The sequence below is a fragment of the Fibrobacter sp. UWT3 genome, from assembly GCF_900230125.1.
Lineage (GTDB): Bacteria > Fibrobacterota > Fibrobacteria > Fibrobacterales > Fibrobacteraceae > Fibrobacter.
The window spans coordinates 681544-703592 of the sequence record NZ_OCSS01000001.1 but is presented as its reverse complement, the minus strand read 5'-3'; the positions used below and the strand labels follow the sequence as shown (position 1 = coordinate 703592).

Annotated in this window: 14 protein-coding genes; 4 read left to right on the top strand and 10 right to left on the bottom strand. The window is 54.1% G+C overall.

The genetic code is table 11. The annotated features are described in order from the left end of the window. Positions 1-36 precede the first annotated feature (36 nt). Both CRO08_RS02905 and CRO08_RS02900 read right to left on the bottom strand, forming a co-directional pair. Positions 37-1488: a sugar transferase gene (locus CRO08_RS02905; RefSeq protein ID WP_097034975.1), complete on the bottom strand. Its 1452-nt coding sequence runs from the start codon at positions 1486-1488 to the stop codon at positions 37-39. A gap of 41 nt (positions 1489-1529) precedes the next feature. After that, positions 1530-2819: a homoserine dehydrogenase gene (locus CRO08_RS02900; protein ID WP_097034974.1), complete on the bottom strand. Its 1290-nt coding sequence runs from the start codon at positions 2817-2819 to the stop codon at positions 1530-1532. A 120-nt stretch (positions 2820-2939) separates the two neighbouring features. Between CRO08_RS02900 and CRO08_RS02895 the strand changes: the two genes are divergently transcribed. Both CRO08_RS02895 and CRO08_RS02890 read left to right on the top strand, forming a co-directional pair. After that, positions 2940-4112, top strand: coding sequence for a sugar transferase (locus tag CRO08_RS02895; RefSeq protein ID WP_097034973.1), 1173 nt, complete (start codon positions 2940-2942; stop codon positions 4110-4112). Positions 4113-4216: 104 nt separating this feature from the next. Beyond that, positions 4217-6367, top strand: coding sequence for a glycosyl hydrolase (locus CRO08_RS02890; protein ID WP_097034972.1), 2151 nt, complete (start codon positions 4217-4219; stop codon positions 6365-6367). Positions 6368-6650: 283 nt separating this feature from the next. On the opposite strand, the gene CRO08_RS02885 is transcribed toward CRO08_RS02890, so the two are convergent. The 5 genes from CRO08_RS02885 to CRO08_RS02865 all read right to left on the bottom strand — a co-directional run bounded on the left by CRO08_RS02885 (position 6651) and on the right by CRO08_RS02865 (position 12183). Next, positions 6651-7289 carry a hypothetical protein gene (locus tag CRO08_RS02885; RefSeq protein ID WP_097034971.1) on the bottom strand — a complete coding sequence of 213 codons (639 nt, stop codon included), beginning with the start codon at positions 7287-7289 and terminating at the stop codon, positions 6651-6653. 82 nt (positions 7290-7371) lie between these two features. Next, positions 7372-8181 (bottom strand): glutamate racemase, encoded by an 810-nt coding sequence (murI, locus tag CRO08_RS02880; protein WP_097034970.1) that lies wholly within the window; start codon positions 8179-8181, stop codon positions 7372-7374. Beyond that, positions 8178-10337, bottom strand: a complete 2160-nt coding sequence (locus CRO08_RS02875) for a UvrD-helicase domain-containing protein (protein WP_255252221.1) — start codon at positions 10335-10337, stop codon at positions 8178-8180. The genes murI and CRO08_RS02875 overlap by 4 nt, the downstream gene beginning before the upstream one ends. Positions 10338-10389: 52 nt before the next feature. After that, positions 10390-11400, bottom strand: a complete 1011-nt coding sequence (locus CRO08_RS02870; RefSeq protein WP_097034969.1) for a lysylphosphatidylglycerol synthase transmembrane domain-containing protein — start codon at positions 11398-11400, stop codon at positions 10390-10392. 3 nt (positions 11401-11403) lie between these two features. After that, the gene (locus CRO08_RS02865; protein WP_097034968.1) at positions 11404-12183 is read right to left on the bottom strand and encodes a class I SAM-dependent methyltransferase; all 780 of its coding nucleotides are present in this window, start codon (positions 12181-12183) and stop codon (positions 11404-11406) included. Between the two features lie 274 nt (positions 12184-12457). Here CRO08_RS02865 and CRO08_RS02860 point away from each other — a divergent pair, with 274 nt between their 5' ends. Continuing rightward, positions 12458-13270 carry an RNA polymerase sigma factor RpoD/SigA gene (locus CRO08_RS02860; protein ID WP_072813607.1) on the top strand — a complete coding sequence of 271 codons (813 nt, stop codon included), beginning with the start codon at positions 12458-12460 and terminating at the stop codon, positions 13268-13270. Positions 13271-13692: 422 nt separating this feature from the next. Here the strand turns inward: CRO08_RS02860 and CRO08_RS02855 are convergent, their stop codons facing one another. Next, complete coding sequence (locus CRO08_RS02855; RefSeq protein ID WP_097034967.1) at positions 13693-14988, bottom strand: hypothetical protein; 1296 nt, start codon at positions 14986-14988, stop codon at positions 13693-13695. 99 nt (positions 14989-15087) lie between these two features. Between CRO08_RS02855 and mutL the strand changes: the two genes are divergently transcribed. Next, positions 15088-16959 (top strand): DNA mismatch repair endonuclease MutL, encoded by a 1872-nt coding sequence (mutL, locus tag CRO08_RS02850; protein WP_097034966.1) that lies wholly within the window; start codon positions 15088-15090, stop codon positions 16957-16959. Here mutL and CRO08_RS02845 read toward each other — a convergent pair. Continuing rightward, on the bottom strand, positions 16912-18129 hold the full coding sequence (locus CRO08_RS02845) for a lipid-A-disaccharide synthase (RefSeq protein WP_097034965.1): 1218 nt from the start codon (positions 18127-18129) through the stop codon (positions 16912-16914). The genes mutL and CRO08_RS02845 overlap by 48 nt on opposite strands. Before the next feature lies 1 nt (position 18130). Further along, positions 18131-22024 carry a DNA polymerase III subunit alpha gene (locus CRO08_RS02840; protein ID WP_097034964.1) on the bottom strand — a complete coding sequence of 1298 codons (3894 nt, stop codon included), beginning with the start codon at positions 22022-22024 and terminating at the stop codon, positions 18131-18133. Positions 22025-22049: the final 25 nt, after the last annotated feature.

Sequence of the window (22049 nt, the reverse complement as noted above, 5' to 3'; positions counted from 1 at the left end):
TCGTCTATAGCAAGCACCGCGAGCGTTCTTTCGTCTCTATTGCGCTCCTTTACCGGTCAACACAACGTAGACCGTCCGCACGAGAATCTGGAAATCCAAGAGCAGGCTCATGTTCTCGTAGTAATACATGTCGTACTGTAGTTTAATCTGCACGTCCTCGATGCTCGTATCGTAATGGTGACGCACCTGCGCCCAGCCCGTAAGGCCCGGCTTCATCTTGAGGCGGCTGATGTAGAACGGAATCTGTTCGCGAAGTTTGCTGATAAACACGGCACGTTCAGGGCGCGGGCCCACCATGCTCATGTCGCCCTTCAATACACAAAGAATCTGCGGGAGCTCGTCGATGCGGGTCTTGCGCAGGAACTTACCCACCTTCGTAATGCGCGGGTCGTCCTTCGTTGCCCACTGGGCGCCGAACTTTTCGGCATCGGTACGCATGGTGCGGAACTTGTAGACCGTAAAGGGCTTGCCATACAGGCCGATGCGTTCCTGCGAATAGAATACCGGCCCGCGGTCCTCGAGCTTGATGGCAATAGCCGCTAGCAGGCAAACCGGCAGGGAGCAAAAACCCAGAAACGCGCCAAACAGCACGTCGATAATGCGCTTCACCCGCACCTGCCAGGGCGGCATGGTAAACGCGAAAAGTTCCTGCAGTTCAAACCCATAGACGAGGTTACCCTTGAACTGCCCGTTCACCACCGGGTAGAGTTCCGGTACAATATAGATATGCAAGGGAAGTTCACAAATCCACACCAGCACGCGCATGATTTCTTGCGGGGAGGAACTTTCGTGCGCAATCACGATACCCGTAACCTTGTACTTCTTTACAAGTGCAGCGAGGTCGGAATACTTGCCCAAGACCGGGAAGCCTGCAAAGTCGTGCGATATGACCTGGTAGCGTTCATCCACAAAGCCCACCACCCGCTGGCCACGCGCCGGAGTGTTCTTAAGGTCTTCGGCCACCTTGCGGCCCGCCTCAGTCGCGCCGAGCACCAGTATGTTGTTCGCGCCATAACCCAAGCGGAGCAAGCCACGCAAGCAGAAGTAAATAAACATGCGGAAACCGGCCACAAGCACCATCGCAAGCCCGCCGTAGATAAATATCCACGGGAATCGGGAGCCATACAGGTAGCCTTCGTTCAGAGGCTGGTTCGTGAAAACCTTCCCCAGGAACTCCGTACCGAAAAGCCCGATAATGATAAGCACCACACCGATGACTACGGCACGAAGTACACGCAGAATCTGGTGAGTTCTCGAAAGGAGCAACCATGAACGGTACAGGCCCGCGCAGGTAAACAGCACGAGCCAACCGATATTGAGGGCAAGCCCCATGGTCCAGTACTGGTCGAATGTCTTAGTCGGGTCGAACTTGTCGACAATCCAACCACTATGGAACTGCACCCAGAACGCGCCAAGGAAGCAAATCGACACGGCGACAAAATCCGAAAGGACTAGGAGGATGCGCTCCAATGTAGTTGCACGGAACATACGCCAATAAACTACAAAATTCAGGTTTCAGAAACCACGCCTTAGGCGAGGAAGCGGATAACCTGGCTCTTTTCGACGATTTCGGGCAGGGCGTCGATGGCGTCCACCGCCTTCGAGGCCTTGCAGTCCTGCGTCTTTTCGGTGATGACCACGATAGAGACCTTGCCCGGGTCCTTCACGTTCTTCTGGATAATCGTCTCGATGGAGATGCTATTTTCGGCCAAGACGCTCGTAATCTTCGCGAGCACGCCGCAGGCGTCACGGGAAGTGAAGCGCAGGTAGTAGCGGGCGCTCGTCTCGGAGATAGGCACGAGAGTTGCCGAATTGTCGACGTTGAACCAGCCCATCGGGAGCGCCTTGCGGCTACCCGTATCCACAGAGCGGGCCAGGGAAACGAGGTCGGCCACGACGGCGGATGCGGTCGGGAGGCGGCCTGCACCGGCGCCAGTCTGGACCGTTTCGCCCAGGTTGTCGCACTTGAGGTAAACCGCGTTGATTACGCCGTTCACGTTCGAAAGCAGGTTCTCGTTAGAGACGAAGCACGGATGCACGCGGGCATCCACGCGGTCGCCGTCGCGGTGGTAGATGCCGAGGAGCTTCACGCAGCAGCCAAGTTCCTTGGCGAACGCGATATCCTGGGCGGTAATCTTCGAAATGCCGGTCACGTGAATCTTTTCGAAGTCCACACGCTTGCCGCTGCAGAGGCTAGCGAGCAAGGCAGTCTTGTGGGCGGAGTCGATGCCTTCGATATCGAAGGTCGGGTCGGCTTCGGCAAAGCCGAGCTTCTGGGCATCCTTCAAAACCACATCAAAGTCGAGGCCTTCGTCGGCCATGCGGCTCAGGATGTAGTTGCAGGTACCATTGATGATGCAGCTCAGGTGTTCCACCGTAGAGCCGAGCAGGCCTTCCTGGAGGCTGCGGATGATAGGAATGCCACCGCCCACGGCTGCTTCGAACAGCACGTGCAGGCCCTTTTCGGCAGCGAGCGGGAAAATCTCGTGGCCGTACTTGGCAAGGAGGGCCTTGTTCGCGGTCACCACGTGCTTGCCCGAATTGAGGGCAGCGAGAATCCACTTGCGCGGCATGTTGTAGCCACCGGCAAGTTCCACAAGCACGTCAATACCGTCACCGGCAATCATCTCGTCGGCGTTTGTGGAAACCTTGTAGCCCTTCGCCTTGTACGGGGCAACTTCTTCCTCGGACTTCGCGCAGATGCAGGCGAGTTCGAGTTCGACACCGAGCTTTTCCTTGTACTCGGCAATCTTCTGTTCCAGAATCTGAATGACACCGCCACCGACGGTTCCAGTACCAATTAAGCCAATACGCAACATAAGGCGTCTCCATTTTTTGATTTTTTCGGAGACACAATATAGAATTTTACGCTAGTAGCCTACAGCCACCTTGCGGATTCCATACCCTATCCAGAGCACAAAATAACTATATTTTTTTACATGGAACAGGAAATATCCAATCCGGCGATAAGCGACATTCTTAACGAGCAAAGGCTCAAGAACATTGTCTATCCGGCACGTCTCTTCAGGACGCGCCTCAACGAGGAATTTCTGAGGGCGAACCGCACCCGCAGGCCGTTCCTGTTCATCAAGGTTTACTCGCACCAGTACGACTTCTTTGGCTGGGGCCGCCCCTCGCGCATTGTGGAAAAGACTTGGCGCATCAGCGTGCTCACCATGTTCTCGCACCTCCGCTTCATCGACGTGCTCGGGTACCTGACCGACGAGAGCGGTATCGGGATTATCCTCCTGAATTCCGACATGAACACGCTGGAATCCATCCGCAAGGAAATCCTCCACAAGCTGAACGACGCGGGCCTTATCCAGGCTCTCCGCCACAAGCCCAAGAGCCCCATATTCCAGGCATACATCTACACCGGGCTCCAGGAAAAAGACAACCTGGAAATGGACGAAGCCCTCAAGAAGTTCAACAGCACCAACGGAAGTTTCTTCTCGCTCGAGCGCCTGAACCTCGACCATATCTGGCAGCACCCGCACAAGATTAAGTACCGGCACGCCATCAAGCGCCTTGTCGATGTCAGTTGTTCGAGTCTAGCCCTGATAGTCCTTTCCCCCATTCTCCTGTTCTGTGCCGCAGCAGTCAAGATTAGCGACCACAAGGGGCCGGTCATTTTCAAGCAGACCCGCGTGGGGCGTAACGGCAAACTGTTTACCATGTACAAGTTCCGAAGCATGTACGTGGATGCAGAAGAGCGCAAAAAGGAACTGATGGCCCAGAACGAGACTGGCGGCAAGACGTTCAAGATGAAGAACGACCCGCGCATTTACCCGTTCGGGCACGTGCTGCGCAAGTTCAGCCTTGACGAACTCCCGCAGCTCATCAACATTATCAAGGGCGACATGTCTATCGTGGGGCCGCGCCCGCCGATTCCTTCCGAGGTGGCGGAATACGAACCCTGGCACCGCATGCGCCTGTCCGTGACCCCTGGACTCACCTGTATTTGGCAGGTAAGCGGTCGAAGCAACATCTCGTTCGAAGGGCAGATGCGACTCGACAACGACTACATCCGTCGCGACGGCAAGCTCGGAGACGATTTCAAGCTTATCCTCAAGACGTTCAAGGTCGTGTTCAAGGGCGAAGGAGCTTACTAGTTAATTGATAATTGATGATTGATGATTGATGATTGATGATTGATGATTGATAATTGATGATTAATGGGTTTTGGGGTTGGGGAGTAAAAAAAAAGGATGTGTGTATGTTTAAGAAATCCCTGACAGCGGCCTCGGTCGCCCTTGCTGCGGCATCGCTTGCGACAGCCGCAAATATCACGGTAGATCCCGCCAGCACGGCACAAAAGATTGTCGGATTTGGTGCGGGTGCAGCCTACTACCAAAGCTGGATTACCGCCATGAGTTCTTCGATGCAGAAGGACTTCTACGACACGGCATTTAACGGACTCAACCTCTCGCTGCTCCGCATCGGCAACTGGAAGCAAGAAGACTCCAAGAGCATTGCAGACGATGCCGCCATCGTGAAGGCCGGCAAGGAGCGCCTCGGCAACCGCCTCAAGATCGAGATGTCCAGCTGGTCCGCTCCGGGCAACCTCAAACCGAGCGGCAGCGTGAACGGAAGCGATAACGGGCAGAAGCATTCCAAAAGCGAAAACACGCTCAAGACTTCGAGCAGCGACCCGTACGGCAAGTTCGTCTACAGCGAATTCGCCGGCTGGTGGAAGAAGAGCCTGCAGGCCTACGCTGCCGCAGGCATCACTCCTGACTATATCAGCCTGCAGAATGAACCCGACATGGAAGCCGAATACGAAGAGACCCTCTTCGAGCCTACCGAAAGCAACGGGATTGCCGGTTACAAGCAGGCACTCCAGGCCGTACGCGATTCCATCAGCACGCTTGCAAACCCGCCGAAGATTATCGGTCCCGAACCGCTCGGCATCGGCTATAGCAACTTTGAAAAGTACGCGAAGGCGCTCGACGACAAGAACCTCGACGGTTACGCCTACCACCTGTACCATGCGGGTGACGGCAACGACAACTCCGGCACAAACTACCTGAATCCGGAGAACTTCCGCAAGGCGATGACCGCTATCGGCAAGAACTACGGCAGCGACAACAAGCCCATCATCATGACGGAATTCTGCACCATGGAAAACGCCGTGCGCGAGCAGGACATGCTCGGCCTCGCCCATATTATGCAGGTCGGCTTTACGAGCGGCAAGCTGAACGCCTACATCGCCTGGGAACTCTTCTGGGGTGAACAGAACGGCCAGCTCATCGGCGTTTGCCCGGGCGAAGGCTGGAGCAGCTGCACCGAGGCAAAGCTCTATATCAACCCCGAATACCACGCCATGCGCCACTACTCGAAGTTCGTGAACCCGGGCTGGCGCGTCGTGAGCAGCACCGCCGACGGTAGCGACATCTATGCAGTCGCCTTCCGTAGCGCCGACTGCGATTCCATCTCCGTCATCGCCATCAACAAGGGTTCCGCACAGAACCTGAACTTCTCCGTGAACGGTTACAACCCGGTTTACGCCGTGCAGTCTACCGAAAGCGGCGAAAAGAGCAAGACCGTCACCGCAGGCGCCATCATCGACGCCCCGGCAAAGTCCATCACCACGGTTGTATTCACCACGAGCAACACGGCAGCGCTCCAGTGCGAAGACTCCCCCATCGACGACCCGTACATTGACCCCAACCAGAACTTCGGTGATTCTCTCGTGATTGTGGACTACGCGAACGAAACTTCCGCAGCGGGCTGGAAGAGCGACGAGACCCTCGGCAAGGTCACCTTCGAGACGACCGCGCTCGACGGAATTTCCAAGTACGTGAAGGTTCCGCTCGCAGGCTGCGCGCAGGATGACTGCGGCTACCAGCACGCCCTCTTCACCATTCCCGATGCAGCAGCAGTGAAGGAACCGCTCACCAAGTGCACGGACCTCGTGTTCACCATGCGTAGCATCGACGCCGAAGACGCCTCCGTGAACATCGGCGGCGCGGGCGGCAGCACCTGGAGCAACTACCAGTACGGCAACTCTGCCCCCGCGGGCTCCTGGGCCGAAGTATCCGTCCCGCTCGCAAACGAAATTGACTCGACCGGAGCCCCCTTCGGCTCCACGCAGCTCTCGTTCAACAGCGACAACGCCGGCATCTACATTGCAAAGATTGTGGCTACCGGATGTGGAGGCAGTTCCACCATCAAGGGCATGCGCACGAACTTCGCCGCAAGCGACCTGAACAAGGAAGCGAAGGTGTTCGACCTGAACGGCAACCTCCTCTGGAGCGGGATCAAGGGTCAGGCCCTCAATGCCGACGGCACGCTCCGCCTCGACCTCAAGAAGGGCATGTATATCGTGAAGACGAAAGCCACGACCGTGAAAATCGTGAGAAAGTAGAAGCAGCAAGCCTGTAGTTTAACCCCCACCCAGCATTTCATAAAAGCCCATAGTGACTAACAGTCGCATGGGCTTTTATAGTTCCAGTTTTTTTACACACCCCAGCAACAAACATCTCGAACTCAAGCACACTCCGTTTTTTTTTTGCGTAGAGCGGCGTTTCGCAAAGCGAACACTGGAACGAAGTGATTGTGTGAGCGTGCAAAGCGTCGCTTGTAGCAAACATTATAAATACGAAAACACCGGCTTAAAAGCCGGTGTTTTTGATGCATCAGTGACGCAATTACCCTTCTGCGAGGGCTTCCTTGAATTCGTCGACGATGGCGATATATTCGTCAATCTTGTCTTCCTTGGAATCCAGGAACGAGAGAATCTGGTCCAGGTGTTCCTTCTGGAACACGGCCTTGAGCTGGCGGCTCGCATGGCCCTTGTAGCCCCATTCCTTCAGAATTTCGTCGGTCACAAGGAAGGAATCGTCCATCGAGACGAAATGCATCGGGCCGTAGACTGCCCAGTTGTGTTCCATCTGCATGCATTCCGGTTCCTGAAGTTCCGGGTTAGACATGAAGCGCTGGATATGGCGGGTACGCACGTCCTTGATCTTGTCGATGCGCATGTAACCCATAATGAGGTACTTGTTGCGCTTTTCGGAATCGCTAAGGCCTTCGTAGCGGGTGCCGAAAAGGATGTAGCGGCTCTTGGCACGCACAATGGCGTTGATGTTCTTCACATTGTAGCAGCTCATGAGGCCATAAGTGCTGGTTTCGTAGTTCGGCTCGTAAAGAAAACCCTTTTCATTTTCGTTGAGCTGGTCGCGCACCGGCATTTCGGACTGACGGCTGGTTTCCACGTAAAGCAGGCTTCCGGCGGCATTGCCACGGTAGTCCTGCCAACCTTCGAGATTGATCTGTGTCTTCGGCATGTTACTACTCACTATGATAAAAAAAACACAAGCGGACCTAAATAGGTTCGTTAGTTACATTTGCAATGTACATTTTTATAAGTTACAGGACTACTGATTCTGCCGAAATTCTGTCAATTCCGAACAAAAACGCCCCTTTTTCGAAAAATTCGGCAGTATCCGAGGTCAGATACGTCGTTTTTCCGCCCTTCGTGAGTCTGGATTCCATCTCCGGGTGGCGCCTGAGGTAGTCTAGCGTCTTGCCCGCGACAATATCGCCCTGGAAAACGAGCCGAACCTGCGGTGGCAGTGCGGCACGAATTTCTCGTTCCAAAAGCGGGTAGTGCGTGCAGGCCAAAAGCACCGTATCGATTTCAGGGTCCTGTGCCAGCAGGGCGTCGACATCCTTCTTCACGAAGAATGCCGCCCCCTCGGTACCTGCCTCCCCGCATTCCACCAGCGGCACCCACATGGGGCAGGCATGCTGTGTCACCTTCATGTCCGGGAAGAAGTGGCTTATCTCTATCCCGTAACTGTTCGAGGAAACCGTACCCGCGGTAGCAAAAATCCCGATATGGCCCGTCTTGGTGAACTTACCAATCTCTTCGGTCGTGGGCCTGATAATGCCCAGCACCCGCCTGTCCGGGAACTCGAACGGCAGCACCTGCTGCTGGATGCTCCGGAGCGCCCGCGCCGACGCCGTATTGCAGGCAAGTATCACCAGCGGGCAACCGCGGGCAAAGAGCGTGCGGACCGATTCCAGCGTATAGCGGTAAATCGTCTCGAAACTGCGCGACCCGTAAGGCGCCCGCGCGTTATCGCCCAGGTACAGAAAGTCATAATCCGGCAAGGCCTTCTTCAGGTCGCGGAGTATGGTAAGCCCGCCAAATCCCGAATCGAAAACGCCTATCATACCGCCGCTTCCATCCGTTCGCGAACAATGCGCATCAAGTCCTTGCGGGCATCAAGTTTTGCGTTTTCGGCAAGCATCGCCTTCACGTCGAGCGGCTCGAGCACCTTCACCGAAACCTTCTTGCGCTTTGCATCCTTGCGGTGTTCCCACGCAAATCCGGAGCCCTTGATGAACACAGGCAAAATCGTCGCTTCCGCCTCGAGCGCCAGCCTGAAGCCGCCGCTCTTGAACGGCACCATGTTTTCGTCCTTGCCACGCGTTCCTTCGGGGAATATAAAGAGCCTCGGGGCACGGCCATGTGCCATAGCCTCGCGGATAAGCGCAGCACCGCCACCCTTCTCGCGGTTCACGAACACGCAGCCGATTTCCTTCATCCAGAAGTTGAGGAAGGGAATCATGTGCAGTTCCGTCTTCGCGATAAACCCGATGGTGCGTTCAATTGCGAGGAAGATAATCGGGATATCCGCATACGAATTGTGGTTTCCCATCACAAAGACAGGGCGGGTCCAGTCCACCTTTGAAAGGATTGCCTGGTCCTCGATGGAAAGGTCGATGCGGAGTACCTTCATGCAGAACCTGCCGAAGCTCTGGATTTTCTTGTCTATCCAGAGGCCAATCTGACCCCGATGGGCAATGCGCACGAACGGCAGAGCCAAGATGTGGATAAACATGTACGAAAGCACCACAACGACAACGTATATTTTGAACAAAATAACAGGCATTTTCAATTCCGGAATAAGGGTGTCTTTTCGGGGCAGGAACCGGGACTTTCTGTAGTTACGGAGTCTGCCCTTCCAAAACCGCTGTTTGCAATATAACAAAATCAGGTATGCTTCGGCACGGGTAACGCCCACATAATAGAGCCTGCGTTCTTCGTCCAACTGCTTTTTGCGCTGTTTTGCACTGCCAGTACATTCCCCCGGAGTAAGCCCCTCGGCAATGCCCGCGTAGAACACCACGGCGTACTGCAAACCCTTGGATGCATGAACGGTCTCTATATGGATACCGTCTTCCACCTCCTCCCCATCGCTGGTTTCGTCCCCCGCCACCGGGAGTTCCGCATCGCGCAGAACTTCCTCGTAATAGGCACGCTGGCGGTTATAACGCACGAGAATCGCGAAGTTTTTCCAAGCGAAATCGTACGCTTCACGCAGTTCCTTGATTTTGCAGATAATCTTCATCATTTCCTCGATGGGGTTTTCCGACACCCACACCTCGGGTTCACGGTTTTCCCTGAACAGCGGGTTTCCGCCCGAGCCGTTCGGGTTGCCCGCGCGCAAGACCTTCCGCAGCCGGAGAGGCTTGTTCTCGAATATCGCGTTCGCAAGGTGCAATATGTTCGAGGTCGAGCGGTAGTTCCACTCCAGGCGAATCAAGGTACTCTCCTTGAAGTCGTCGCAGAAGCGGTTGATGTTCCCGATATCCGCGCCGCGGAACCCGTATATCGCCTGGTCGTCATCGCCCACCACGAACAGGCTTTTCCTGTCACCCAGGAGCGCCTTCACCATGCGGTACTGCGAGGGGTTTATGTCCTGGTATTCGTCGACAAGGATTTCGGTCCACTGCCTGTGGAAATATGCACGGGCCTCTTCATGATTTTCAAGCAGGCGAATCGCAAGGTAAATGAGGTCCTCGAATACGACCTGCCCGGTTTCGAGTACGGAGGCACGCAGTTTGTCGAGCCTAGAACTGAGCGACGACGGGAACGCATCGTCAAAGAGGCGCTCCCGGTCGAGTTCCTTCGCCGGAATTTTCTGTCGCACCAGGTTTTCCACAAAGTCTTCCGCGGGGCTATCCTGCGGTACGGGAGGTTTCTTAAGCCCCACCATCTCGTAGGCGAACTTGCCTCCGATGTTTTGCTTGAGCATGTAGAGAGCAAGCGAATGGAACGTACACAGCCGCACAGGCGCCCCCGGAAAAAGTTTCTGCACGCGCTCCCGCATTTCAGACGCCGCCTTTGCGGTAAACGTGAGCGCGAGGATGTTTTCCGGATTCACGCCCATCGCAATGCGGTACTGGATTCGCTTGGTAAGCACGGAAGTCTTACCCGACCCCGCCCCCGCAAGTATCAAAAGTTGTGCATTTTTTTCGTGGTCGTGCAATACGGCCGCGCGCTGGTCTGCATTCAGGCCACGCAAGATGCCTTCGGCATCCATAATTACCTCGATGGATTGGGTGCTATTTCCCCTGCACCCTACCTAAATCAAATCAGGATTGTTTGTCCTGACAGCCTGCACTATTCGCATTTCCTCCCAACAGGAACACGAACGCGCCAAATAAACTCAAGACCAGGCTCACGAAATATGCGAGCAACTGGATGACAACCGATTCAAGACTCGCCACCCCGGCACGGGCAAACAGGGACTGCGCCAGGAGTTCACGCGGGCCGAACCCGCCAATCGATATCGGGAGAGCGCTCACGATGGCAACCAGCGGAATGTAGTAGAAATACCACGAAACCGAAAGTTCCACGCCCACGGCGATACCGCAAAAGAAATGCACCAGAATGCGGAGCGACTGCGTCGCAAAGGACAATGCAGAAATCTGCGCCCAAAGTTTTACCGAACGGAAATGCCGGAACCTCTCGAACATGCGCACCAGCCTCTCACCCACGCTCTTGGGCAAAAAGCGCGACATGAGGTTGGTCGCAATGCGCCCGAGCCGCTTGCTGCAAAGGCCCGCAAACATGGCGCAGAACCCGAGGAAAATCCAGATGGACGGCCACACGAAGGCTCGTTGCGCATCGTCGTGCACAAAGAACAGCGCCCCCATCGCAAGCGCGAACAACGTCACAAAGAACAATCCGAACAACCTATCAAAGAATGTCGCCGTAAGGCCCGCACCCACAGTGTCTTGACCACCCTGCATGCGGATATCGTAGACCTTTTTCACGTCGCCGCCAACATTCCCCGGCATAAAATTGTTGAAGAACAAGCCTACGTAGTAGAGCTTGAGCAGGCGGGCATAGCCCAGGTGAACTCCCTGACGCTCGAGCAAAAGTTTCCACTGCAAGCACGCCGTGAAATTCGAAACCGCAAGGCACACCAACGCCACCACGAACGGCAGAACGCTCTTGGCCGAGAACAACCGGTACAAGTCACCGCTGTCCCAATCCGGCGAACCGACGATGTTCCGGTACACAAAGTACGCAGGGACAAGCGTCACCGTGAGCTTGAGCGCAAAAATGAGCGCCGACTTTATTTTAGGGTTGAGCGCCATAAATTAGGGTTTGCGGCCAATGACTCCAATAGAGAGCTGCGTGTAATGCATTACCGGCACAGACTTCAGCGCATCAAGGATAGCATCCTTCGCCTTCTGGTACGCGGTGCCGTTGAGCGGGTACTTCGGGAGTTCTACCCCGAGCTTGAACCCGAGTTCGCGAAGCATGCGGTAGAACAGGTTCGGGCGCATCCAGTCGCCGTAGGCATATTCGCACTTGAACCCGGCATCGACCATGAGCTTTTTCAACTGTCCCATGGTAAACTGCTTTTCCCAGCCGGCAAACCACTTGTCCATCGCAATCAGGATATGCTTGATGACCGTGTAGGGGTGCACCGTCTGCGGCACATCGCAAAGGCAGCACCCGCCATGTTTCAATATACGGTAGTTTTCCTTGATGAGCGGGAGCGAATCCTTGAAGTGTTCGGCCAGCCCTTGATGGAATACCAAATCAAACGTGTTGTCCGGGAAGGGCGCCTTGAACGCATCGCCACGGACGAGTTTCAAGTTATCGTAAAGGTTTTCACGCGCACGAAGCGCATCGACAATCTTGAGGCTGTTTTCAGCAAAGTCGAGAACGTAGACATCCGCCCCCAGCTTCGCAAGTTCCGCACTGTCTCGACCCGTACCCGCACCCACCTCCAGGATTTTTAGCCCCTGGAGCTTAAAGTTCTTCTTAATAGCATTCAGCACCGACGGAGACGAGGGATACACCTTGTCCATGTCGTTTTTACGCTGCCAAAAACGGTTCCATACGGATTGATCGGGTTCTTTAATTGACATAACGGGCAAAATATACGAAAATAGAACAGAAGGAGAGTATTGTATGAGATAGATTCTGCTCTATTTACCGCCATCCCTATTTACAAAATTCGTGACATTTGTTACATTTTGTAACCAAATTCTAGAAAACAGGACAAGAAATAGTCAAAAACAGGTCCCTAAACCGTCTTTTTTCGCGCCAAATAAACATTTTTTTAAAACCCACGAAAATTTTACACTTTTGGCACGTTACTTGCTAATAAAAAAAGCGATATTTAAGGGGCAAGGAAATAAAATGCATATAGATTCCACCGATACCACACTCAAGCGTTACCTTGAAGATATTAGAAGGACCGCTCCCCTTTCCCGTGAAGAAGAGCAGATTCTTTTCCAGAAAGCAAAAGAAGGTGACAAGATAGCCCGCAAGAAACTTATCTCCGCGAACATGCGTTTCGTGCTGAAGGTCGCCATCCAGTACCGCGGCTGCCCCATTCCGCTCCCGGACCTGGTGAGCGAAGGCGCCATGGGCCTCGTGCGCGCCATCGAGTCGTTCGAACACACCCGCGGTCTCAAGTTCATCAGTTACGGCGTGTGGTGGATCAAGGCTTACATTACCCGCGCCATCAACGAGCAGGGTAACCTCATCCGCCTGCCGGCAAACCAGCACCTCCGCGTGCGCAAGGCTTTGCACGAGCAGTCCCGCGGTAAAGAGATTAACGAAGAAATTCGCGAACTCATCCAGATTGGCCAGCGCGGCGTTTCCTTCGATAGCCCGCTGAAGGCCGACTCCAAGGCGACGTACGCCGAAGTTCTGCCCGATACCGGAGCATCGAACCCGGAAGCGGATTCCGAAATCCAGAGCGTCGAAATGCTCGCCCGCGACTTGATGGAACAGTTGCCCGAACGCGAAGCGAAGGTCATCACCGGCATCTTCGGTATCAACCAGGAAGCCCCGCAGACCTTGCGCGAAGTGGGCGAATCCATGAACATCTCGCACGAACGTGTTCGTCAGTTGCGTGACCAGGCCCTCCGCCGCATCCGCAAGTACAACAGCAAGGAATTCCTCCAAGAAAAGAAGGACGCGTTTTTGGCTGCGATAAATAAATAATTGCTCGCACTTGGAATAAAACGTTTATAGCCCGCATCGCTGCGGGCTATTTTTTTGAGTTTAGCGGACTTCGCAGTAGTGCGCAAACGAGGGTCGCGACGGTCTGCTTGCAGGCCGGCATGACCGAGTGCAGCCACGGACGCCGTAGGCGTCCACTCCGAGCTGGGGCCCCTCCCAGCAGCAGTTTATACAAGCATTTCAAAACTTGTTTCACGGGCTTTTCTTTTTTCGTTTTACGAAAAAAAGAAAGAGCCCCGTGAGGGGCCCTTTCCTAAGAAGGAGAAAAAATTGAGCGGTTTCCGGAACCTTAATCCCATCAGGAGGGGAGCTATGATGGAAATAGATAGGATTTACCTTTCAACCATCCCAACATTTACAAATATAACTAAAGTTCAGCGCGATTTCAAAACTTTTTTGTAAAATTATTCTTCGCGGAACACTATCTTGCACTTCGGGAGGAACCTGAACCCACCACGGCGGTGACGTTCAATTTCGAAGTACTTCTTGACGCCTTCGCTGTTGCCGTCCTTCTCGTCGGTGCCGTTGATATGCGCAATCACGCGGTTCAGGCGGCTTTCGAAGTTCGGGCGGAGCGGGTCCATGCAAATCGACGGATCGCGCTTGAATTCGCGGTTTTCGTATTCTTCGCAGCCGGTCGCGGTGTATTCGCGGAGCAAGTTGCGCAGGATCCTCGCGGGCACATTGCGCATCAGGTGCTTGCGGTTCACCGAAATGGAGTCGTCGCTCTTGTAGTAAACCACTTCCACGGAATCGTTCATGGCTCCAAGCAGCTGTTCCTGGGCCTTCTGCACCGGCTTCCAGGCATCAAATTCCTGCTTCACCACAGAGCTCATCAACTTGAGGAACGGTTCCGAGGTAATCACGTTCGCCTTGAACCGCACATCGAGGATGTTGCTCGGTGTACCATAGTAGCAGCCCTTACGGAGCAGTACGGAATTCGTCTTTTCGTCACGCAGGTCTTCAAGAGCCAGCACACAGCCCACATCGCGTTCAGGCGTATTTTCCCACTCAAATCCAAGCTTGTCGAGGCACTCACCGAAGGTGGCGGTCCGACCCACAAGTTTGTTTCCAATGTAGACGTTGCCATCCTTCATTTCTGCTTCGACGCGGCCTTCAAGGGCCTCGATAAACGAAGTCTGGGTAGCCTCGTATTCCATGTATTCGTATGCAGGCGTGTTCAGGAGGAGCGGGCCTACACGGAACATGCCGAGAATCCAGCGCATGGGGTTCGAGACTAGCGCACCCGGAGTTTCAAACCGGAAGGCGAGGAACATATTCCTCATGTCGTTTTCGGTTGAATCCTTGAGAATAGAGGCGTGCGTGAGGAACGGGTAACGCTTCGGAATAGTTTCCAGGCAAAGCGCACGGACGTCCTGGGTCTGGTAGAACTGCGACACGAACGGCAGGTAGGTGCGCAACACGCTACGGGCCGGAACAGCCTCAAAATCAGCACAGCGCTTTACAATCCGCTCAATAAACTCATCCGGATTTTCGCCACGCTCATACAGCCACGAAACGATATTATCGGCAATAAAGCGGTGCGAATTTTCATCGATAAGGGAACCTTCAAAAAACAGGTCGTTCACCAACTTGACATCGAACCTCGGGTCACGTCGCATAAGCGTGAGCAAATCCTTCACAGAATATGAAGTCAACAGTTCGATGTGAATCAGTTGCATGAAGAAATTCGAAATCACTATTCTAACCTCGCTTTTTGTTAGACCCTCTAACCGGAATCCAATGACAATTTAACAAAAAAACAAGCACTAAATAATGGTTTTGGCTATATTTGTGCCATGAAACCCGCTGAAATACACCTTTTACCGGATGAAATAATCAATAAAATCGCTGCGGGCGAAGTTATTGAGCGTCCGGCGTCGGCTGTAAAGGAACTTATAGAGAATTCCATCGACGCAGGGGCCACCCGTATACAGGTGCAAATCGAAGAAGGCGGCAAAAAAAAGATTCTCGTTGTAGATAACGGCAAAGGCATGGGCAAGAAAGACCTTGACCTGTGCTACCTGAGGCACACGACTTCCAAACTGTATACGGCGGACGACCTGTTCCACCTGCAAACAAATGGATTCCGCGGGGAAGCCGTCGCATCGATTGCCGCCATCTCGAAAATGACCATTTCGACCTCTACCGAAGACGGCGACGGAGGAAGGCTTATACTCAAGGGCGGGCAAGTCGAAAGCGAAGAACCCTACGCCGCAGGCCATGGCACCACATTCCTTATCGAAGACCTGTTTTTCAATACGCCTGTGCGCCGGACCTTCCTCGGGAGCGAAACCTCCGAGGGAACAAAGATTCTCGATGTAATCATAAAAACATCCATCTCACACCCCGAGATACGTTTTGATTACAAGGTGGGCGAAAAGAGCGTGTTCATAGGCGTCCCCGGAGAACTGCGTTCGAGACTTGCCGAGGCAATAGGCTCCGGGATTGCAAAGAGCCTATTGCCGGTCGACTATACCGAGGCGGGCATCCATGTTACGGGATATATCTCCCCCACGACCGAAACCAAGGGGAAACGCCACCACCAGTTTTTGTTCATGCGAAACCGCCCGATTGAAAACAAGATGATTGGGAAAGCGGTCTCGCAGGCTTACGAACCCTACGGTGCGCAGTGCAAGCCGGTAACGGTCTTGTTCCTCGACATGCCCGATACCGAATTCGACGTGAACGTCCACCCAGCAAAGCGCGAAGTGCGATTCGCGAACCAGAACCTCGTATTCCTGGTGGTGAACCACGCCATTCGCGATACGTTCCAGAAGGACTTGGAGGCAAATTCCCCGTTTATTGACCTGAGCGGAGAATTTGACACCCCAAGTACAAACAACGTAAGCGCAACCACGCCTCCCGGTTCGGCGGGCGATACACAAAATTTGCCGGACAATTCGTTCGCGCAACCTCTCTACAAGCCAGTCGCTCCGAATTACAAGCAAGGCATACAGGAGACCCGCAAGGCAACCCGCTACGATGTTTCGGATGACGTGCAGGACCTGTTCTCGCAACCCGAGGCGGGGAAAATCATTTCGCTGGAACCAAGTGAAGGGAACGTCCCTGCTCCGGAACCAGAACCGCAACCGTGGAAGGCTCCTACCCTGTTCCAGATTGCGGACACCTACATTGCGGGCGAAGACGCGGAAGGCCTGCTGATTATAGACCAGCATGCGGCGCACTCGCGCATCTTGTACGAGAAGGCGCTCAATATTCTACAAAAGGGCGCAGACCTTGATTGCCAGGAACTGCTTTTCCCCGAACTGATTGAATTCAGCAAGATCGAAAAGCAAATCTTTGCCAGCGTCGACGAGCAATTGCGCAAGTTGGGATTCTTCGTAGAGCCTTTCGGCGGTGACACCTTCCAGATTCGAGCTATCCCGAGCGCACTCAAGTTATCTAGAGCCGTAAAGGCGGTTCACGAATTTCTGGACAGTTGCGCCGAAAGCGGCGACAAGGGCGACGCTTCGGTGGTACAGGATACTCTTGCAAAGGCCTGGTCCAAGACGAACGCGTACCAGGCGGGCGACAAACTCAAACCCGAAGAAATGGCGATGCTTGTGGGGCAGTTGATGGCGACCGAAAATCCGCTGAAGTCGCCTTACGGCGCTCCTACGCTAATGCGTATCACGCTCGACGAACTCGCAAAGAAATTCCGTCATTAACGATTCGGCGCTCGTTGAAGCGGCGAAGGTCTTTACCAGGTCTGCTACCGTCGAGCGTGGCGGATTTTCGAGTGCCTTCCGGAGAGTTTCCGCAACACGTTCGGCACTATCTTTTTTGCGGGATGCACCCCGCGTGAAAAAAAATTCCGGATATGCGGAACGCCCGAGCAGCACGTTCGGTAGGGCAAAATAATCCGTTTTCACGAAATGTTTCCCGATGAAATACGTGAGCGGGTCAAGCACATCGGCAACTACGAGCGGTACGCCCGAAAGTGCAAGTTCCAGCGTGGCGGAACCCGGCATGCAGAGCGCTGCCGCATGGCGGGCATAGAAGGTAGCGCGTTCGCGGGCTTCTTGCGGGGCAACATCAATGCGCAACCAGGCAGGGACACTCCCTGCAGGGGACAATTTTGCCGCCGCACATTCAAACTGCATTTTGAGCGATTCGCGGGATGCGACAAGCACGAAGTTCCTTTCGGGGTGAAGCGCGTGTACCCGCGATACAACCTCCATAAAGAAGGGCAAGTTGCGGAGAGCCTGCGACTCGCGGCTACCGGGCAATACGACTACGTCTTGGTTCGGGCGGGCTTCGCGCGCGTCCGTGCCATTCAAGCGGGTTTCGCGCACATCCGGGCTGATTGCCTGCGAATTCGGGCTGATTGCACGCGCGCCCACCGCCCGCAAGAAGGGGTGCTCCAGAATCTCGGCACCCAGCCCGAGGGATTCATAAACATGCCGTTCAAAATTAAAGAGCACCGCGAGTTTCGCTCCCCTCAAGCGGCGGGCGCGGTGCTTTTTCCAGGCCCAGACCTGCGGGGGCGCCACATACAAGACCGGCTTTTTTAAAGCGAGTGCCCTGCGGCACAACTTCATGTTGAACCCGGGATAATCAATGCAGACCAGCGCTACGCAGGAATCTTCCCGCAGAAGCGATTCCAAATGCGAGAATATTTTCTTCAAGCGAAAGACCCGCGGGAGCACGTCACCGAAACCCGATACGGGCAAGGTTTCGTAGTCCCCTACCGGCACAAGGCCCGCACGCTGCATGCGCGGGCCACCTACTCCAAGAACGTTCATTCCGCTTTCTACTGCGGGGCGGACAAGGGTTTCGCCTAGCACGTCGCCGGAATCTTCACCCGCGCAAAAGAGAACGAACGGTCTGGCCTGCATTTTACCGATTCTCTTTCGGAGATGCCCAAATCTTCGTGAGTCCCATATCTTGGCGGAGCCAATTCAGCAGTTCCACCGTATAGTAGACCTTGTACTTGTTCAACTTTATTATGTGTTCAAAGCCCGATGGCGTTTCCACATGGCATACCAGGCGGCACCCGTGCTCTGTTTCTTCAAAGACTTCAAAACCGGCCAGGCCTTCTTCCAATTTCTGGAGGAATTCCTCCGTTATCATTCCGGATTCCATGCTTATATGGACAAAATTTACCATGCTTTTGCGCACGGTGTCGAACTGGATCGCCTCTTCCACAGTAATCTGCAGTTCCTCGGTAGGCTTGCGCTCCTTGTCACGCTTGAATTCAAGTTCACCCTTCACCAAAATGCGATCGCCTTCGGAAATCTTGTCGCGGAAACGTTCCCAGTCATCTTTCTTGAAGAAGAGTTCCACATCCCCATGGAAATCACACATCATGCCGATTCCAATCGTATCGCCACGTTTTGTCTCGATAGAGCGCATCTGCGTGACAACGCCGCCGACCGCCACGCGCGACCCGACCTTTTTCCGCAGGTCATCGTAATTCAGCGAAACAGTCGTAAATCCCTTCAGTTCGGGGCGGAATTCATCCAGCGGATGCCCCGAGAGGCACATGCCCAGCACGTTGCGTTCCTTGTCGAGCATTTCCATATCGCCCCAAGGTTCCGCTTCTTCAAGGACTTCTGCAGTATTTTCCAATCCCGCACCGCCAGCGCCCCCCAAGTCAAACAAGGACATCTGCCCCATCGACTTGTCTTCCTGATGCTTGGCGGCCACTTCGATGGCACGGTCGACGGTAGCCATTAACGCAGCACGGCTACCCGGCAACGAATCAAGTGCACCCGCCATGATAAGGCATTCCAGCACCTTCTTGCTCAAAGGCGGATGCTTTTCGCTGAACGAACCCTGGTATTCCGCGACACGTTTGCAGAAATCAAAAATATCCTTATAGGGGCCATGTTTATCGCGCTCGGCAACAACATCTTCAACTACGGCAAGCCCAACGTTACGGATACCCGCGAGCCCGTACAGAATCTGGCCTTCGGGATTCGCCGTAAACACACCGTACGACGTATTGATATCGGGAGTCAGCACCTTGATTCCGAGGCGCTTGCTTTCCTGAATAATCGTCACGATATCTTCGGTCTTGCCCATTTTTGAGGTCATCGATGCAGCCATGTATTCCGCACCGTAATGAGCCTTGAGGTATGCCGTCTGGTAAGCCACGTAGGCGTACGCTGCGGCATGGCTCTTGTTGAACGCGTATCCGCAGAACGGGAGCACCGCCTTCCAAATCTTATCGATAACCGCATGGTCGTAACCACGTTCTTCACACTTCCTGAAGAACTCCGGCTCGAGTTTCGCCATCTTTTCGGGCATCTTCTTCGCCATGATACGGCGAATATTGTCAGCACCACCCAGGGTATAGCCGCCCAAAATCTGGGCAAGTTTCATCACCTGTTCCTGGTACACAATCACGCCGTAAGTTTCACCAAGAACTTGTTCCAAATCCGGGTGATAGCAGTCAATTTCTTCCCTGCCGTTCTTACGTGCAATAAAGTGCGGAATCTGGTCGATAGGCCCCGGGCGGTACAGGGCGTTCATAGCGATCAAGTCAAAAATTCGCGTCGGCTTCAGTTCGCGCAGGTATTTCTGCATACCCGGAGATTCAAACTGGAACACCGTTGTCGTCATGCCCTTGCCGAGCAGGTCAAACGTATCCTTGTCATCCAGTGGAATATGGCCCATATCAAGGTCTATCCCACGGTTTTTCTTGACCATGCTCACCGTGTCCTGAATGATGGACAAGTTAATCAGGCCAAGGAAGTCCATCTTCAAAAGCCCGATGTCTTCGGCGTAGTGCTTGTCGTACATCACCACAGGCGTATCGGCAGGGGCGGCACGGTAAAGCGGAGCCAGGTTGTAAATCGGAGTCGGCGTAATCACCACACCACAGGCATGCACGCCCGTCTGGCGCGGTAAATCCTCCAACTTTTTCGCAATTTCCCAGAGGTTCTGGTAACTGGCGCGGCTGTTGACGAGCGCCTGCAGGGGTTCCGAGCTATAGCCATCTTCAAGAGGATCCTCTCCCCCCTTCTTATTTTTCTTTTTACCCGTCCAGGCCTGTTCAAGGCTAAAGTTCAGCGTTCTCTGCGGGAACAGTTTTGTAATCTGCTTTGCCTCGGCAGGCGGGAGCCCCAAGACGCGGGCAACGTCAGTAATCACCGCCTTCGACTTGAGCATACCGTAGGTAATAATCTGTCCCACGCAATCGTAGCCATACTTGTCGGTCACGTACTGGATAACGCGCCCGCGGTCCCTATCCGCAAAGTCCGTATCGATATCAGGCATGCTCACGCGTTCCGGATTCAGGAATCGTTCAAAGAGCAAATCAAACTTGAGCGGGTCAATATCCGTAATGCCGATGATGTAGGTAACAAGCGAGCCTGCAGCGGAACCACGTCCCGGGCCTACGGGAATTCCGTTATCACGCGACCAGTTGATGAAGTCCCACACAATAAGCAGGTAGCCCGCCACGTTCATGTTGCGGATACAGTTCAATTCCTTGTACATGCGCTTGGCCACATCGGTCTCGCGCGCGGGGAACTTGAAGTTTTCGTCGGGGAATCGCCATTTGAGGCGTTCGTTACACAGGTGCGTGATGTAGATATCGGCGTCGCCACCCGGTTTACACCAGCGATGCGTATTCTTTTCCCAAGCCTTGTTGTCTTCGTCAGTAAAGGGTTCCTGCGAAGCCTGGTTCTGGAATTCGGCCTTTTCCTCATCGGTCAAGGATTTCTCGTCGACGCCCTTTTCGGCGCAATAGGCGGCTATCAATTTTTTCGCCTTATCCTTGATTATCCCCAACCGTTCACGTTCATGAATTTCCGGGTACTCCGCATCGTATTCGGCCTTCATGATTGCTTTAATATTTTGGTATTCCTCGGACGCAAGGAAATCTTCCGGTATCTTGAACCTGGGCCAGAACTCATCGCCAATACCGGTTTTGACAGTAAAGTTGCAGCGCTCGGCAATCTTGACCGTATTCTCAATAGCCCCTGGGATATGCCCGAAGAGTTTGACCATTTCTTCTTCGGTACGGAAATAGAACTGGTCGGTCGGGAAGCGCGCATCCGTAAAGTCATTCAACGTGCACTTGAGCGAAATGCAGCGCAGCACCTTGTGCGCGGTGGCATCTTCGGGCTTAATATAGTGCACGTCGGCAACCGCCACAACCTCGCGGCCCATCTCCTGCGCCAACTTCACATTGAATTCATTCACACCACGCTGTTGCTGGATTCCGTTATCGCAAACCGAAAGATACAGGTGTTCGCGGTCAAAAATCTTGTCAAGATTGTCCATGTACTCGCGAGCCTGGGCTTCGCGACCCGATGCCACGTTCTGTCCATAACGGCTAAAGTAATCGCCCGCAACGGCAATCAGGCCTTCCTTGTGCTGGTTCACTACATCCAGCGGGACCGAGGGAATTTCCGCCCAGCGGTCGCTTTCCTCATAGCGGTAGCTCACAATACGGAGCAGGTTGTAATAACCCTTCTCGTTTTCGACAAGCAGGGTCAGGCGTTCATAAGTGGTCGGGTCCTTCGCACTTGCACTCGGGGAATCCACGTACACGTGGCAGCCGTAAATAGTCTTTACCGGAGGGAGGCCCTTCTCCTTGCGAGCCTTGTTCATGTCCTTCCCGCGCGTCTGTATTTCAAGAATGCCGAACATGGCGCCGTGGTCTGTAAGGGCTACGGCGGGGGCATTTTCGGCTGCGGCCGCAGCCAAAATGCCATCAAGGCGAGCAGAAGACTTCAATACGGAAAATTCGGAATGAACTTGCAAATGAACAAAAGCCATACCTGCAATTTAGTAATTTCATATT